This is a genomic window from Sphingopyxis solisilvae, from assembly GCF_015475875.1.
GTDB lineage: Bacteria > Pseudomonadota > Alphaproteobacteria > Sphingomonadales > Sphingomonadaceae > Sphingopyxis > Sphingopyxis solisilvae.
Map to the genome: position 1 here is coordinate 21,287 of NZ_JADKYM010000017.1, position 13,692 is coordinate 34,978.

At 63.9% G+C, this 13,692-nt stretch carries 20 protein-coding genes; 6 read left to right on the forward strand and 14 right to left on the reverse strand.

Annotation, left to right across the window (positions count from 1 at the left end; translation table 11 throughout):
- The first annotated feature begins 25 nt into the window (after nucleotides 1-25).
- The 3 genes from IR187_RS16870 to IR187_RS12250 all read left to right on the forward strand — a co-directional run bounded on the left by IR187_RS16870 (nucleotide 26) and on the right by IR187_RS12250 (nucleotide 1,911).
- Nucleotides 26-769 (forward strand): diguanylate cyclase domain-containing protein, encoded by a 744-nt coding sequence (locus tag IR187_RS16870; protein ID WP_324187690.1) that lies wholly within the window; start codon nucleotides 26-28, stop codon nucleotides 767-769.
- Nucleotides 757-1,074 carry an EAL domain-containing protein gene (locus IR187_RS16875; protein ID WP_324187691.1) on the forward strand — a complete coding sequence of 106 codons (318 nt, stop codon included), beginning with the start codon at nucleotides 757-759 and terminating at the stop codon, nucleotides 1,072-1,074. Before IR187_RS16870 ends, IR187_RS16875 begins: the two co-directional genes overlap by 13 nt.
- Nucleotides 1,075-1,398: 324 nt before the next feature.
- A complete protein-coding gene (locus IR187_RS12250) occupies nucleotides 1,399-1,911 on the forward strand; it encodes a hypothetical protein (protein WP_194954896.1) in 513 nt (170 codons plus the stop codon).
- A 47-nt stretch (nucleotides 1,912-1,958) separates the two neighbouring features.
- Here the strand turns inward: IR187_RS12250 and IR187_RS12255 are convergent, their stop codons facing one another.
- From IR187_RS12255 to IR187_RS12290, 8 genes are all read right to left on the reverse strand, one after another.
- Nucleotides 1,959-2,264, reverse strand: coding sequence for an excalibur calcium-binding domain-containing protein (locus IR187_RS12255; RefSeq protein WP_194954897.1), 306 nt, complete (start codon nucleotides 2,262-2,264; stop codon nucleotides 1,959-1,961).
- Between the two features lie 94 nt (nucleotides 2,265-2,358).
- Complete coding sequence (locus IR187_RS12260) at nucleotides 2,359-2,628, reverse strand: hypothetical protein (RefSeq protein ID WP_194954898.1); 270 nt, start codon at nucleotides 2,626-2,628, stop codon at nucleotides 2,359-2,361.
- 20 nt (nucleotides 2,629-2,648) lie between these two features.
- The gene (locus IR187_RS12265; RefSeq protein WP_194954899.1) at nucleotides 2,649-3,158 is read right to left on the reverse strand and encodes a helix-turn-helix domain-containing protein; all 510 of its coding nucleotides are present in this window, start codon (nucleotides 3,156-3,158) and stop codon (nucleotides 2,649-2,651) included.
- Nucleotides 3,155-3,739: a JAB domain-containing protein gene (locus IR187_RS12270; RefSeq protein ID WP_194954900.1), complete on the reverse strand. Its 585-nt coding sequence runs from the start codon at nucleotides 3,737-3,739 to the stop codon at nucleotides 3,155-3,157. Before IR187_RS12270 ends, IR187_RS12265 begins: the two co-directional genes overlap by 4 nt.
- The gene (locus IR187_RS17125) at nucleotides 3,679-4,176 is read right to left on the reverse strand and encodes a hypothetical protein (RefSeq protein ID WP_194954901.1); all 498 of its coding nucleotides are present in this window, start codon (nucleotides 4,174-4,176) and stop codon (nucleotides 3,679-3,681) included. Before IR187_RS17125 ends, IR187_RS12270 begins: the two co-directional genes overlap by 61 nt.
- Before the next feature lie 38 nt (nucleotides 4,177-4,214).
- A complete protein-coding gene (locus IR187_RS12280; RefSeq protein ID WP_194954902.1) occupies nucleotides 4,215-4,565 on the reverse strand; it encodes a hypothetical protein in 351 nt (116 codons plus the stop codon).
- 62 nt (nucleotides 4,566-4,627) lie between these two features.
- Complete coding sequence (locus tag IR187_RS12285; protein ID WP_194954903.1) at nucleotides 4,628-5,209, reverse strand: helix-turn-helix transcriptional regulator; 582 nt, start codon at nucleotides 5,207-5,209, stop codon at nucleotides 4,628-4,630.
- 447 nt (nucleotides 5,210-5,656) lie between these two features.
- Nucleotides 5,657-6,013 carry a hypothetical protein gene (locus IR187_RS12290; RefSeq protein ID WP_194954904.1) on the reverse strand — a complete coding sequence of 119 codons (357 nt, stop codon included), beginning with the start codon at nucleotides 6,011-6,013 and terminating at the stop codon, nucleotides 5,657-5,659.
- A gap of 157 nt (nucleotides 6,014-6,170) precedes the next feature.
- On the opposite strand from IR187_RS12290, the gene IR187_RS17020 reads away from it, so the two are divergent.
- Entirely contained in the window at nucleotides 6,171-6,305 is a 135-nt protein-coding gene (locus IR187_RS17020; protein WP_267463782.1) for a hypothetical protein, read from the forward strand.
- 19 nt (nucleotides 6,306-6,324) lie between these two features.
- Here IR187_RS17020 and IR187_RS12295 read toward each other — a convergent pair whose 3' ends face one another.
- The 4 genes from IR187_RS12295 to IR187_RS12310 form a co-directional block, all read right to left on the reverse strand.
- Nucleotides 6,325-6,837: a hypothetical protein gene (locus IR187_RS12295; protein WP_194954949.1), complete on the reverse strand. Its 513-nt coding sequence runs from the start codon at nucleotides 6,835-6,837 to the stop codon at nucleotides 6,325-6,327.
- A 15-nt stretch (nucleotides 6,838-6,852) separates the two neighbouring features.
- Nucleotides 6,853-7,953 carry a hypothetical protein gene (locus IR187_RS12300; RefSeq protein ID WP_194954905.1) on the reverse strand — a complete coding sequence of 367 codons (1,101 nt, stop codon included), beginning with the start codon at nucleotides 7,951-7,953 and terminating at the stop codon, nucleotides 6,853-6,855.
- Nucleotides 7,950-8,288, reverse strand: coding sequence for a hypothetical protein (locus IR187_RS12305; protein WP_194954906.1), 339 nt, complete (start codon nucleotides 8,286-8,288; stop codon nucleotides 7,950-7,952). Before IR187_RS12305 ends, IR187_RS12300 begins: the two co-directional genes overlap by 4 nt.
- Before the next feature lie 539 nt (nucleotides 8,289-8,827).
- Entirely contained in the window at nucleotides 8,828-9,016 is a 189-nt protein-coding gene (locus IR187_RS12310) for a helix-turn-helix domain-containing protein (RefSeq protein ID WP_194954907.1), read from the reverse strand.
- Between the two features lie 234 nt (nucleotides 9,017-9,250).
- Between IR187_RS12310 and IR187_RS12315 the strand changes: the two genes are divergently transcribed.
- Nucleotides 9,251-10,378 carry a tyrosine-type recombinase/integrase gene (locus IR187_RS12315; protein ID WP_194954908.1) on the forward strand — a complete coding sequence of 376 codons (1,128 nt, stop codon included), beginning with the start codon at nucleotides 9,251-9,253 and terminating at the stop codon, nucleotides 10,376-10,378.
- A 330-nt stretch (nucleotides 10,379-10,708) separates the two neighbouring features.
- Nucleotides 10,709-11,734: an acyl-CoA dehydrogenase family protein gene (locus tag IR187_RS12320; protein ID WP_194954909.1), complete on the forward strand. Its 1,026-nt coding sequence runs from the start codon at nucleotides 10,709-10,711 to the stop codon at nucleotides 11,732-11,734.
- Here the strand turns inward: IR187_RS12320 and IR187_RS12325 are convergent.
- Both IR187_RS12325 and IR187_RS12330 read right to left on the reverse strand, forming a co-directional pair.
- Nucleotides 11,731-12,861 carry an acyl-CoA dehydrogenase family protein gene (locus IR187_RS12325; RefSeq protein WP_194954910.1) on the reverse strand — a complete coding sequence of 377 codons (1,131 nt, stop codon included), beginning with the start codon at nucleotides 12,859-12,861 and terminating at the stop codon, nucleotides 11,731-11,733. The genes IR187_RS12320 and IR187_RS12325 overlap by 4 nt on opposite strands.
- Nucleotides 12,862-12,910: 49 nt before the next feature.
- Entirely contained in the window at nucleotides 12,911-13,627 is a 717-nt protein-coding gene (locus tag IR187_RS12330) for a helix-turn-helix transcriptional regulator (protein ID WP_228765903.1), read from the reverse strand.
- Nucleotides 13,628-13,692 lie beyond the last annotated feature (65 nt).

A 13,692-nucleotide genomic window follows, 5' to 3' on the forward strand; every position in this document is an offset into this window, starting at 1 on the left:
CTGCCCAACCGCGCGCTTTACGGCGGTGCTCGAGGGTCTGGTCCGAAGCGGCGAGAATTTTGCGCTGTTCGCGCTCGATCTCGACCGGTTCAAGGCGGTCAACGATCTCTTCGGCCATGCCGCGGGGGACTCGATCCTCTGCCGCGTCGCCGAGATTCTACGGTCGGTCACGCGCGATGTCGATCTCGTCGCCCGGATCGGCGGCGACGAATATATGATCATCCAGCGCGGGATCGACGATCTGCGCGAGGCGCAATTGCTGGCACGGCGTATCCTCGAAGCGTTCGGCGAGGAAATGGACATCACGCGCGACCCAATGGCGGTCGGAGTGAGCATCGGGGTCGCGCTGTTTCCGGACGATGCGGCGAACGCCGAGGCGGTCCGCCACAACGCTGACGTCGCTCTGTACCGCGCGAAGGAACGCGGGCGCGGCGTCGCCTGCTTCTTCGATCTCGAGATGGACAGGCTGGTGCGCGAGCGCCGCGAGCTCGAACATGACCTGCGCCATGCGATCACGCGCCGGCAATTGAGCCTGATGTTCCAGCCGCTCGTCGCCACTGATTGCGGTAATATTGTCGGCTATGAGGCGCTGCTGCGCTGGGCGCATCCGACGCGCGGACCCATCCCGCCTGAAACCTTCGTGCCGATCGCCGAAGACGTCGGAGCCATCATCCCGATCGGCGAGTGGGTCCTGCGCGAAGCCTGCGCGACCGCGAGGTCGCGCTCGCGACGCTGCACCGGCTCAAAGCGCTGGGGGTGCGGATCGTGATGGAGGATTTCGGGACCGGCTATTCGTCGCTCTCGAACCTCCAGGCCTTTCCGTTCGACAAGATAAAGATCGACCGCAGCTTCGTCAGCCATGTCACCGACGACGCGTCGGCGCGCTCGATCATCCGCGCGATCGTCGGGCTCGGACGCAGCCTCGATCTGCCGGTCGTCGCCGAAGGCGTCGAAACCGAGGAGCAAAGACCGATGGTGATCGAGGAAGGGTGTCCGCAGGCGCAGGGATTTTACTTCGGGAACCCGGCCGAGGCGGTCGTCTGTATTCCGGGATTGCAGCGCTTCGCGAGCTGAGTGCTGCCCCTGAGAGCGGGGGGGCATCCTTCGCGTGGTGCACTCCAGCCCTGATATTGGCGAAGCCGAATCGATCCGATCCGGAGAGGTAAGTCGTGGATGGTCTCCCCGGAAAATGTCATGTGTCGTTGAACGGCGGTCCGACGTCTCCACGTCGATGATGACGCCCACAGTCTTCGGCCAACTAAAGTGTTCGGCCCATTCGACTTTTCGAACTGCATTCACGAGCCGTCGCGCGCCGCGAAGTTTCCGTCCGGATCAGAGTAGTACGCGATCCGCCGACGTCGCACAGTCCGTTTGAAGTTTTTTGGAGGAGGAAGGCAAATGTCGAATCTGTGGGTGTGGAGGCATGACGGGAGTTTGCAATGTGGACTTGGCGAGGAGGAGCCGCTGGCGGAAGCGCAGGCACAGCTCGCCACGATCATCGGAGCGCACAATATTGTCAAGGGAGAGAAGCGGCAGGCGCCGGTCATGGTCATTGCGCTCTGTGGCGCCCCGACCGGGCAAGCCAACGCGTTCGAGTTGACCGAGGAGGGCTATTATCTCCTGTTTCACGGCTTTCCCGGGCCGATCGGCTTTCGGCCATGGATTGAACCTCCGGCGGCAAAATCGGGGGGGGCTTCGCTCGCAGCAACGTTTGCCCGGGGCGATGGCGCGCAGGATCGCGAACTGCGTATCGTCGGATCGTTCAGCGGCGACCCGACTTTGATCCGTGAGCTCTATGGACGGCCGTGCCGCGTCTACAATATCGGTGACGCGATTACGCTCGATCTGCGTCGAAACCGTTTCAATGTCGGACTGGAAGAGGGCCGAATAAAAGATCTGTGGTTCGGTTGAGCAGAAGGCCGTCGGCTGCCTGCCCAAGCAGGTCAGCGGGCGGCGGCTCATTCGCAGCCAACCCCGTCGCCGTCGCGGTCGAGGTGGCGGGCATAGCCGGGCGCGCCACGCCGCACCGGCGCGGCGCCGGCAGCGCGCGCGGCGCTGCAATTGGCATAGTAGACCTGGTCGCCGACGAGGCGCTGCGGGCGCTCGGCGGGCGGAGCCGTGCGGGCCGGGGCGCGGTGGCAATGGCGCGTGCCCGCCTTCCTGTCGCGGTGGCAGCCGGTCGCGTCGAGGCCACCGCCATGCGCCTGGGCTTCGACTGCCAGCAGCAGCGTGAGCGTCGCCGCGATGGCGCGTATCATCGTCATTTGCCCCCTCCTCAGCGACTTTCGGGCCAGCCTAGTGCCCGATAGGCGCCTTGGCGTAAATTTATCTCCATTTCGGATGTATCGCGGCGAGCCGTCAGTGGACGTGGCGAAGCGCGAGTAGGTCGTGCGGCGGGAAGTCCTGGCCCTCGGTCGTCAGGAACCAGCGGCCCGATGTCCAGTGCCGCGCCGCGATGACCCGGGCGCGGCCGGTCGCCGCTTTTACGAAGAAGCCGTGCGGCCCGGTCCGGAGCCAGTCGATGACCTTCTCGATCGGCCATAGCGTGCCTTCGATGAGCAGGCTGTCGATGAGACGGTCGGGATCGTGCGGCCCGGCGTGGATCGCGGTGATCTCATAGTTGCGCATCGTTGGTCCTTTTGCATGGCTCAGCTGAACGCGAGCGGCGGGGAGCCCGCTGGGCCGCTTCCGCCGAGCTGGCCCGCCAGATAGCGCCGCATGATGTCGAGACCGGCCTCGCTCAGCATGATGTAGATGACCCGGTTGTCGTGCGTGCAGTTCCGGCGGTCGATAAGTCCCTTCTCGGCGAGCTTGCCGATCCAGCGCAGCGCCGTCGTCTGCGGCACCGCCGCCGCGATGCAGAGGCTGTGGACGCTGACCGGGCGCTCGTGATGACGCTGGATGAACAGATCGAGCAGCATGTCCCACGCCGGCTCGGCGAAGAGATCGGCGTCGAACAATTTGTCGCGGCGACGGCGCGCCGCATATTCGGCGTGCGCGACCGCGGCGAGGCGGGCGTCGCCGACACGGCCATGATGGTCGGAGATTTCGTTCGCGCCATGGTGGGGGTCGTCTGGGCCGGTACGGGCGCTTGCTGCGTGGCGGGCGTCGTTCAGCCGTTCGGAGGCGATCGCGAGCTTGCGCGAGGGGCCGGTCATAGCAGGCCCCTTTCTCTCATGCTGACGATCCTGTCGGCGCCGACGACGAGATGATCGAGCAGTTCGATGCCGACCGATCGCGTCAGCTCCGAAATCTTTCTGGTCAGGGTGATGTCGCTCGCGCTCGGCTCGGGCGATCCCGACGGGTGGTTGTGCGCGAGCAGGATACCGTGCGCCCCGACGTCGAAGGCGCGGCCGAGCAGGGAACGGAGGCTCGGGTCGACCTGCGCCACACTCCCCGTCGCGATCCTCTCGTCGGCGAGATAACCCCACTCGGCCGTAACGAACGTCGCATGGAGAAGCTCGACCGGCGACTGACCGATCTGGAAGCGGAGATAGCGCCGGTATGCCGGGTCCTCAGCCGAAATCCGCGACCGGCTGACCTGTTCATGGAGCCCCGCCTCGAACAGCCGGCGGGCGGCGAGGAGGCGCCTCGCGAGTGCTGGATAGTCGGCAAGCGCAGCGGTGAGGCTTTCAGGCGGGGCGAGCAGCGCCCGGCCGAGGCTTCCAAAATGCGCGATCAGCCGTTCGGCAGCGGCCTCCGACCGGCGACCGGCGAACGGCGCGAGGAGGTCCGCCACGAGCGGTACGGCCCGAGGCGGCGCCTGCGCCTCGCGTGCGCGGCGATCCCCAGCCCCAGTATCAGGATCGTGGTATAATAGGGCCCATAGTTCATGAGCCCATAGGCCAGCTTGGGAAAGAAGTCGGTCACCTCGCGCGCGAAGTGCGACAGGAGCGAGACCAGCTGAAAAGCCGCGAGCCATATGGGATAGACCCTGTTCGCCTGGAGCGCGACGCCGACATAGACGGCGGCGACGATGCTATCCTGTGCCAGATGCCCTACGTCGACCGTCCCGTAGGCCGGGCCCTGCGCCACCAAAAGATGGTACAGAGGGTCGCCGTAGGTCATCGCGAAAAGCGCCGCCGCACATATCTTCTCCGGGCCGGCCCCCCAGCGCAGCGCCGCCGCGCCGAGGAAACCGACCAGAACAAGATTGATGATCAGAAAAGGGTCCACCCGTCACTGGTGCGACCCTGTTGCGGCGGCGTCAAGTCTCAGGCGGCGGCGGCCTCGCGGCGCTCGCTGCCCTCGACGAAAGCGAGCGTGTCGCCATGACCCGGTGCCTTACCGGTGATCTGCGACTGCGCAGCGACGAGCGCGTTGTGCGAGCGAAAGATGTCGTTCGCCGAACTGATGTCCGAGCTGATCGCGCGGCCGATGCGGACGATCGCGTCCTGGCCGACGTGCGGCGCCGGCATCTCTTCGGTCTGCCGGGCGTGGAGGAGCGAGCGCATCAGGTCGAGCTTCGCGATCAGGCTCTCGTCGGCCTTCGCCTCGGCGGTACGGATTTGGGTCCGGATGCGCGACATGAAAGCGGGCACCGGCTTGCTGGTTTCGATGGTCATGGTTAGTCCCCCAGGCGCGGCTGCTCCGGCTGCACCCTGTTCACTCGTCGTCAGGGAACGGCTTAACTGACCGCCTCCGCGAGCGCCTTGGCCGTCGCAATCGCGACCACGACACTTGCGAGGATCGCGAACACCAGGATCGCGATCGCCGCACCGCGGGTGAGCGTGGCGTTGTCGCCGTCGAGCACCCCGGGGACGATGCGCGGATCGCTTGTTTCGCTCCACGGGGCCTCGATCGACATTGCGACCGGGTCCTCGAAAGCCATCAGGCGGTCATCGCCGTCCCGCCCCGCTGTTGCGTCGGGCGGCAGGCTTTCGGCCAGTTGTAGAATTTCGAATTCAGTTTCTACACATGGGGCAGCGTTGAAATCGCTGATGTTTTCGGGACTGCCGCCGGTTTTGTGGGGACTGGTTCGCTCGCGTGCTGCCGCCCAGAGTCGGTAGCGGCGGGCAAGCTCGTGACGCGTGACGCCGCCGAGGCGATTACGCAGCACCTCGATCCGCCGGTTGATCGCGGTCTCGGAGACGCCGAGCGTGTGCGCGATTTCCTTGCTCGTGCGATTATTGGCGAGATGGTCCAGCACGGCGGCCTGTTTCGCCGTCAGAAAGGCGAATTCGCCTCGTCCGGAGCTGTGCGACGTCATATCCCTCATTCCGCCCTGTTAGCCCGTTGCCTGTGCGTGGCAACCAGTCGCAAGGCGACTCCCCTTAACAAAGGATAACATGAAATCCGTGTCGGGCACAAATCGCGCGAGGAATTTCCGCTACGGACGTAACGGCTGAAACTATCGGTGAGGCTGGTTTCGCGATGCTTATCAGTTGCTTCCGCCGATGCGTCGGCATTTGACTTGAGAAGGGCGGGGCAGGGCGATCGGGATTCTACGCCGCGAAAGCGCAGTTCATGAGAATCGCTGCCAAAACCCTGCCGGATTGGCAGCTTGTTCGCTGGAGGTCCGACGGACCCTCGACCCGATAATGTCGCTCGTCCCATCTGTTCCCGGCGCTCTTCGTGCCGCTCGTCCGTAAGACGCGCGAGCAAGCGGAAATAGGAGGCCGTTTGTGAAAATATGTAAGCCGGGTCGTCGCGGCCATCAATCTCGGAGTGCGGCCTCGGGCCCGTCGGCATGGGCGAAGCTGTCTAGGATGATGAGGCATCGGCGCTTTGGCTCAAGATCGTCGGGGTCGCGGTTCCAAAGATCACGGTGCCAGATCGCCGTTTCCGCTGGTTCCTGTGCGCTCGGGCTGCCCGGCGCATGCGGCAGCCCCCACCGCATGAGCTGCGAATGGCGTCCCATCCCATATTCGAGCATGACGAGGCCCTTCCCGCCGGGCCAGACTTCAGCCGACCATCGCGGCAGGAGCGACGGCCAGAGGGGCAGCGGAGGCTGGCAGCCGGTGAGCTTGGCGACTTCGCTCTTGCTCGTCCTGCAGCGATAGAGTCTGGGCATGGGCGCCTCCTGCGGGGCCCCGCCATCCGCGTGCCCCAAGTCGGTAGACGCCGCGCGGGGCATTTTCGCGCGCCCAATAATATCCATTCTGGCGTGATCGCGACGGTTCGAGGCGATCCGCCCTTGCGGCGGGACGCGAAAGCGGCACGATGGAGCCATGACGCCGCCCCGTTCCAAATGGCGCGCCCGCGCCTTCATTGTCGAAGCCTGGATCGCCGCGATCGTCGTCGGCGGTTCGGCCCTCTATGGAGCATGGCAGGGTCTGCAGTGGATCGGGGGCTGGCTTCGGTAGCGCGCGACCGCCATCCGTCTCAGTCAATAGCTGTGCGGTCCATGTCCATCCACAACATCAGCATATGTGAGGCATGGCGAAAATTGTCGGCTTGATCGCGCAGGCCGTAGGACCATTTCTCGCCGTGGAGGAGATTGTTGCGAATTCGGTGGATGATGATCGCCATCGCGCTATGCCGCGTCAGTTGATCCGGGCCAGGCGGCTCGGCGAGGACGGCGGACCTGACAAGGTCCTTGTGTCCAACATTGGTAATCTTCAGTCCGGCAAAGCGATGGCCGATGCCATCCTCGCTCCTGAGCCTTTCGACAAAGTGCGTCCAGCTTTCATCGCTCTTGTCGCTCGCGAGCAAATGATGATTATGCCAGCGCTCAATCGCATCAAGCATCTTCTGCGCACTGGCATTGCAATCCAGGACCTGCGCCTCGTAGACGCTCCAGAGCATCACGAAGTCCGAGACCGCCCGTCGTTCGGGGCGCTCCAGATGACGATAGCCGGGCGCATAGTCGCGCAGCCAGGAATTCGGCGCGAGCATCTCTATTCCTTCGGATCAGAACGAAAAGGCGGTCTTGATGAACAGGTTCAGTAGAAAATCCTCCTCGCCGTCTTTCGAGCCGTAGCCGATCTTGACGCCCGGGCTGATCAGCTTGGTTCCGGGGATGGTCAGATAGACCGGCGCTTCGACAGCCCAATCCTTCGACAGGACATCCTTGCTCGCGGTTAGTTCGACGCCGATCCCAGCTTTTCCGGTCCGGAAAGGGAAATAGCGCGCGTAGCCTGTCCGAAGAACGAGAGCGTCTTCGCGCGTCGGACCGGAGGGCGCTCCCGACTTGCAGTCCTCCGCCGGCGTCACGACGACCGGCTTGCATAGGATCGTGGCGTCGGAAGCTTTGGCTTCATCGCTGTACTCCGCCTCGATCTTGAATTTGCTCACCGCATCGCGCGGGTAATAGTTGAAGAGAATCTTGGCGGAATAGCCGAGTTCACGGTCCTTCTCTTCGTCCAGGTTGGGCAGGGTGATGAATTTGTAACGCGCGACCGAGACGGCTCCCTCGGCGCCGAGCGTCCAGAAATCGCCGTAAAGAGCGCGGTTCATCTGGAGTTCGAGCCATGGCGCATGCTGGCGAACGACGCTTTCGCTCGGGAGAAGCGCTTTGCACTCCGCGATCTTGGTCGCGTCGGCTTTCGCATCATCGACGCATTGCGCCCGGGCCTGCTCCATGAGCGCGAGAAATGCAGGGTTGCCGATCGCCGCGGGGTCCGAGCGGAAAGAGAGCAAGGCCACGCCCGCGCTGAGCTTGGTTCCATCGCCGAGACTGCCGAGCGTGGACTTGTCGAGGAGATCGGATTTGCCACCGATCGGTATCGATAGACCCGCGTTCCAGGTCACGTCGTTCCGCCGACTGCCTTCGCTCGGCTGCCGGCTGTCCGGCTGAAAATATCCCGAGATGTTGAAGCTAGTCTTTGCTTTTCCCTCTTCCGTCGAGACATCCAACTCTGTGGAGAAGCCGCTGAACGGATCGCTGGTGGGCGTCCCCGCGTGCGGAAGCGGAGGCTGATCGGCGCTTCGGGCGGAAGCGGGGCCCGGGACACTCAAACTCGCGGCCGCGAGCGTTGCCACGGCCGCGGTATGGAAGAGATGCCGGGTCATTTCGGCACCTCGAAGTACCAGGTGTCGCTTGTCTGAGTCTGTGTTGGGGAGTTGACCTTGACAGTCATCGGCCAAGTTTCGCCGGCGGGCTGAACGACTTTGCAATCCCGAATTGTGACTTCGACTTCCCGATTAGGTCCGACGAGTTGCGCACGAACGCCATAGATGCCAGCAGGAAGATCGGCGGTCGTGCCGACGAAGGTTCCGCTCGATTCCTCGCGCCACTCGATCTTGTGCACGATGACCCGCGTCAGATCTTTGGTCCAGCTGATGACGTTGACGTCCCAACCGACAAACTGCTTGTCTGCCGGTTTAACCTCGACCTCGACATTCATACTCGTTCCCCTCCCTGTGGCCACGAAACATGCCGGGCATTCCCCCGCCCGACGCTATTCCGTTGGTCGCAACCACATACAAAGGCGATGAAACAGCACGCAATCGGTTGCCGAGCGGTTTCTGGTCCGGTTTGACATGGATCAAGTGGCCGCCCGGCGTAGGCGATTGAAAATCTTAATCTCCATTCTGCCGGGCGTCGGAGAGTGAAGCTCTGTCGCCGACGAAAATTTCGTCCGTTTCGGACTTACTGCGATGAAACGCCTGCTTTCCTCGGAGTAACTGCGGAGGAGCCAGTCATCAGGAATAATAGTCATGTTATTACAGATATTTAAAATCCAATCGGGCGGTGAATTTGGTCAGGTCCACGCACGATGACAGGGACTGGGCATCTTCTGGGCACATTGCCAAAACCCGCAGATTTCCGCCGTTTTTGCGAATGATTTATGGGCACAATCCGGGTCATTTTTGACCATGAGAAAATTTTTATCGTACTATTACAGATAGATATTTGCCAAATTCGACAACTCTTCTGGACCCGCTAAGGAATGCTGCTCTGCCGGAATGCTTCGTCGAGTTCGCGCTTACGGTAATAGAGCCGGCGGCCGATGCGCTTGACGGGCAGGGCGCCGGTCTCGGTCAGATGATAGATCACCCGCCGCGATAAACCGCAGTAAGCGGCGGCCGCTGCGGCGCCCGCCAGAAGATCGTCAGCCAGTTCGTTAGCCATCGTGGTCCCCTTCGCGCTGTGCTCCGGCGAACACATGGTCTGTGTGTTCATCACTTCAATCGGCACATGCGCCGCGTCGCAATCGCGGCGGCGTCATCGCAAAGTTAGGCGGAAGCCGAGCGTTGATCAGGCAAGTCCAGCATGGCATAACGGCGCCGCCGACTTGGATGGCTCAGGTAAACACTCCGGTCCAGCTCTGGCGTCCCGCAGGATGCAGAAGACTGGAGGTGGCCTATGGCCAGCGTGCGCAAGCGCGAGTGGACGAACAGCGACGGCACGAAATCCGTCAAGTGGCTCGTCGATTACAAGGATCAATTGGGCAAGCGCCGGTTCCGGAATTTCGAGCGCAAGCGGGATGCGGACGCCTGGCTTGTCGGCGCCGCCTGGGAAGTCGTCAAAGGTGTGCACACCGCCGACAGTCAGACGATCACCGTGACCGCGGCCTGCAACATGTGGATCAGGGCGGCCGAAGCGAACGATCGCGAGCGCGGGACTATCCAGCAATATCGCCAGCTCGCCAACCTCCATATCAAGCCTCTGATCGGTGCGGAGAAGCTGTCGCGCCTGACCCGTCCGAAAGTCCAGGCGTTTCGCGATCGCCTGTTGGAGACCCGCTCGAAGGCCATGGCCGGGAAGGCCGTCCGCGCGCTCTCCAGCGTTCTTCGCGAGGCTATGCGCCATGGTCTGATTGCGCAGAATGTCGCCGCCGACGTGCGGGTTACGCGCTCGTCCCGCGAGCGCGCCAAGGTCGTCATCCCGACGACCGTCGAACTGCGATCGCTGCTCGAACATGCAGACGATGATTTCAGGCCACTGCTCATGACGGCCATGATGACGGGCCTCCGGTCTTCGGAACTTCGCGGCCTTGCGTGGAGCAACGTCGATTTGAAGGCCGGCTCGATCACCGTCTCCCAGCGCGCCGATAAATATTGCCAGATCGGCCCGCCGAAGTCTGCGGCGGGATACCGTACGATTCCCATAGGGCCGTCGCTCGTGACGCTGCTCAAGGCATGGAAGCTGCGATGCCCCAAGGGCGAGCGGGGCCTGGCTTTCCCGAATCTCGTCGGCGGCGTTCAGGATTACGGCCATCTGCTCAAGCGGATATTTTTCCCGCTTCAGATCGAGGCAGGCGTATGCGATCCCAAAATCGTCGCAGGTAAGCCGTGGCTCGACGCCGAAGGCCGTCCGGTCATGAAGCCCCGTTATGCGCTGCACGCCCTACGGCATGCCGCGGCCAGTGCATGGATCAAGCAGCGCATCGACATCAAACGCCTTCAGGTGTGGATCGGCCACGAGAATATCGAGCTGACGATCGACACCTATGGGCATTTGATCGAAGACCCCGAGAGCGATTGGCCTTGATCGCGGCCGTGCAAGAAGCACTTCTCGCGTGATCATTTAGGCAAGTTGTATGACAGGTTTATCTTAGGGCCGTGAGTTTTCATGCAACAAACATGGAACAACGGGTCATTTTTTGGCGGAAAAGCGAGCTGTGCCCCAGGCTTCCTAATCTGGGGGCCACTGGTTCGAATCCAGTCGGGTGCACCACCTCCTTCGTTGGACAAAACCATGGTGCCCGGCGTCGGAACCGGCAGCGGTGATTTGTCGAATGGCGCTCGGCTCCCTACCCTGTTACGCTCGCCAGTGGACGACGTCGAACGATGGCCGCATGGAGCGGGCGGGAGATGCGTTATGGCCACACTTGACCTGCTGCTGAGCGTTGAACAGCAAATGCTGCGCGACAGTTTGCAACGGTTTCTGGCCGACAACACGTCGCCGGGCTGGCGCAACCTCGTCGATTCGTTGGGGCTGGCCGGATTAGCCGTTCCACAGGTTCATCATGGTTTTGGCGGCGGCGCGATCGAGATTGCGGTGGTAATGGCCGAACTCGGACCAGCGTTGGCGGGATCCGACTGGCTTTCGCATACTGCCGCGACGATGTTGCTGAGCCAGGCGGCGCCCGATCATGCGGCGCTTTGCGAACTCGCGACCGGCGCGCGGCGCGCGGCGCTGATCTGCGCCGCATCGAGCGCGGCGATGCCGATCGTCGAGGCCGACGGCGCGGTACGCGGCACCGCTGCGCTGGTGGCGGGCGGCGCCGAGGCCGACCTGTTCCTGCTCGCCGACGGCGACGCGGTGCTGCTCATCGCTGCGGACCGCGACAAGGTTGAGCAGCGTCACCGCATCATGCACGACGGCAGCGTGACTGCCGACCTGAGTTTTACTGTGAAGCCGGGCGAGGGCAGTCGGCTGGCTACCGGTGCTGCGGCGCGCACGCTGGTCGAACTGGGTAACGATGTTGTGCTCATCGGACGCTGCGCCGAGGCGGTCGCGCTGATCCAGCGGATGATCGCCAACAGCGCGCTCTATCTGGGCCAGCGCCAGCAGTTCGGCCGCGCGATCGGCAGCTTCCAGGCGCTGCGGCATCGCGTCGCTGACATGCAGCTGGCAGCGATGAAAGCCGCGGCGCTGACCGAGGCGGCCATAGTGGCGGTCGATCAGGATCTGTCCGATCGCGCTTCAACCGTGAGCGCCGCCTGCGTCGAAGTTGCCGACGCGGTGCGGATTGTGGGCGAAGGTGCGGTGCAGATTCACGGTGCGATGGGGCTGACCGAGGAGCTCAGCCTGGGCGGTCATTTCAAGCGTGCGCTGGCGATCGCGGCGGCAATGGGGCCACGCGCCGACCATTTGGCGCGGTTTGCCGAAGCGGCGGCCTAGCCCAGCATCAACCGCGCGATCAGGTCGCGCTGAATTTCGTTCGACCCGGCGTAGATGCTCGCCGCACGGTCGTTGAGGTAGCGCGGCACCGCGACCGCCTGCTCGGCAGGTGTCTGCCCGTCGGCGTCGGCCCATGCCGCCTGACCCGCGGCTTCGCACGCCAGCGTATCGATCCGCTGAGCGCTTTCGGTGCCGAGGACTTTAAGCGCCGAGGCGTAGAGCGCGGGGCTGCCCCCGACGCCGCGCATCGCTTTGAGCTCAAGCGCCTGGAGCGCCTGCAAGCCGATCGCCTCGCGGTCGAGCTGGGCGCGCAGTACCGGATCGGCGATCGACTGCGCGCGCAAACGGGACAGGCGCGCCGTCAGTCCGGGGGCATATTTGCCGCCGCGCTCAAAGGTCAGCAGATGTTTCGCGACCGACCAGCCTTCGTTCTCGCCGCCCAGCCGGTTCGCCATCGGTACGCGCACATCGTCGAAGAAGACCTGATTGAATTCATGATCACCCGCAAGGGTGCGGATCGGTTCGACCGTGATACCCGGCGTCGCCATGTCGAGCAGCAGGAAGCTGATCCCCGCCTGCGGCTTGCCCTCGCTCGAGGTACGGACGAGCGCGAACATGCGGTTGGCGAAATGGGCGTGGGTGGTCCAGATTTTCGATCCGTTCAGCACATAGTCGCTGCCGTCGGGGATCGCGCGCAATTGCAGCGCGGCAAGGTCCGACCCCGCGCCGGGTTCCGAAAAGCCCTGGCACCAATAATCCTCGCCCGACAGGATGCGCGGCAGATAATGCGCGCGCTGCTCGGCGCTGCCATAGTGCATAATCACCGGTGCGACCATCTTCAGCCCCATCGGCGCGAGGGTGGGCGCCCCGGCGCGCGCGCATTCGGCGGCGAAGATATAGCGTTCGATCTCGTTCCAGCCCGGGCCCCCGAACTCAGTAGGCCAGTCGGGCGCCGCCCAGCCGCGCGCATGGAGGATGCGTTGCCAAGGCAGCGAAATGGCGGGGTCGTGAAAGACGCTGGTGGCGCGGATGGCGGCGCGGCGCAGGTCGTCGGGCAGGGCGCCAGCCAGAAAGCCGCGAATCTCGTTACGAAAGGCCCGCAGGGCAGGATCGTTCAACATGTCCATTGCGCTGCCTTGTACGTCTCACCCTCGTCTGGCCAAGCTGGCACCTGCATCAGGCGGCGCGCGCGCCGACGAAGCCAAGCCCCGCAGCGATCTGGATCGACTGCGCGCGCCCCGTCGCCCCCAGCTTTGCCGCGGCGTTGCGCAGGTGAAAGCGCACCGTCGACACCGACAACGACAGGATGATCCCGATCTCGCCATCGGTCTTGCCCGCTGCGGCCCAGCGCAGGCACTGCACCTCGCGCCGGGTCAGGGTCTTAGGCACGGTGGCGTTGCGCGGCCGTCCGCGTGCTTCATTGTGCGTCGCGACCAGTTTGAGCGCGAGGTTGTGCAGATCGCTCGCATGGCGGTCGAACAGTGCCGCGACCCCGACGGGTTCGCGCGAGCACCAAAAGACCGCCCCGACCAGCCCGCGCGGCAGATGCACCGGCGCGATGATCGCCTCGCCAAAGTTCGGGGTTTTCTTGGCCTGCTCGCAATCGACCGCGGCGAGCAATTGCGTCGGACGCCAGGTCCGCAACTGGCCGTCGCTGTAATAAAAAGGTTCGGCGGTCAGCCGCGCGGCGGTCAGGAACGCGATGTGCAGTGCGAGCTTGCGGTCGCGCCAATAGGCGTGGTCGGGGTCGATCCAGCGAAAGCTGGTTTCAGCATAGGGCCGCCCGTCGGCATCGCTCATCGGCTCGGGGTCGCCAAGGTCGGCCTGCGCCGCAATAAAAGGCAGACCGATCGTGTCACCCGCCGCCTGCACCGCCGCGACGAGCGCTGGCATGGCGGCCCAGCTTTCTGGCGACGGGTCGGTCAATAATTCCTCCGGCATGGTCGGCCGGGAACGGC

What these genes read in the sequence shown, in the direction of transcription:
- IR187_RS12250 (WP_194954896.1), top strand. Translation starts at nt 1,399, where the DNA reads ATGTCGAATCTGTGGGTGTGGAGGCATGACGGGAGTTTGCAATGTGGA.
- IR187_RS12255 (WP_194954897.1), bottom strand. Translation starts at nt 2,264, where the DNA reads ATGACGATGATACGCGCCATCGCGGCGACGCTCACGCTGCTGCTGGCA.
- IR187_RS12260 (WP_194954898.1), bottom strand. Translation starts at nt 2,628, where the DNA reads ATGCGCAACTATGAGATCACCGCGATCCACGCCGGGCCGCACGATCCC.
- IR187_RS12265 (WP_194954899.1), bottom strand. Translation starts at nt 3,158, where the DNA reads ATGACCGGCCCCTCGCGCAAGCTCGCGATCGCCTCCGAACGGCTGAAC.
- IR187_RS12280 (WP_194954902.1), bottom strand. Translation starts at nt 4,565, where the DNA reads ATGACCATCGAAACCAGCAAGCCGGTGCCCGCTTTCATGTCGCGCATC.
- IR187_RS12285 (WP_194954903.1), bottom strand. Translation starts at nt 5,209, where the DNA reads ATGACGTCGCACAGCTCCGGACGAGGCGAATTCGCCTTTCTGACGGCG.
- IR187_RS12290 (WP_194954904.1), bottom strand. Translation starts at nt 6,013, where the DNA reads ATGCCCAGACTCTATCGCTGCAGGACGAGCAAGAGCGAAGTCGCCAAG.
- IR187_RS17020 (WP_267463782.1), top strand. Translation starts at nt 6,171, where the DNA reads ATGACGCCGCCCCGTTCCAAATGGCGCGCCCGCGCCTTCATTGTCGAA.
- IR187_RS12295 (WP_194954949.1), bottom strand. Translation starts at nt 6,837, where the DNA reads ATGCTCGCGCCGAATTCCTGGCTGCGCGACTATGCGCCCGGCTATCGT.
- IR187_RS12300 (WP_194954905.1), bottom strand. Translation starts at nt 7,953, where the DNA reads ATGACCCGGCATCTCTTCCATACCGCGGCCGTGGCAACGCTCGCGGCC.
- IR187_RS12305 (WP_194954906.1), bottom strand. Translation starts at nt 8,288, where the DNA reads ATGAATGTCGAGGTCGAGGTTAAACCGGCAGACAAGCAGTTTGTCGGT.
- IR187_RS12310 (WP_194954907.1), bottom strand. Translation starts at nt 9,016, where the DNA reads ATGGCTAACGAACTGGCTGACGATCTTCTGGCGGGCGCCGCAGCGGCC.
- IR187_RS12315 (WP_194954908.1), top strand. Translation starts at nt 9,251, where the DNA reads ATGGCCAGCGTGCGCAAGCGCGAGTGGACGAACAGCGACGGCACGAAA.
- IR187_RS12320 (WP_194954909.1), top strand. Translation starts at nt 10,709, where the DNA reads ATGGCCACACTTGACCTGCTGCTGAGCGTTGAACAGCAAATGCTGCGC.
- IR187_RS12325 (WP_194954910.1), bottom strand. Translation starts at nt 12,861, where the DNA reads ATGGACATGTTGAACGATCCTGCCCTGCGGGCCTTTCGTAACGAGATT.
- IR187_RS12330 (WP_228765903.1), bottom strand. Translation starts at nt 13,627, where the DNA reads ATGCCAGCGCTCGTCGCGGCGGTGCAGGCGGCGGGTGACACGATCGGT.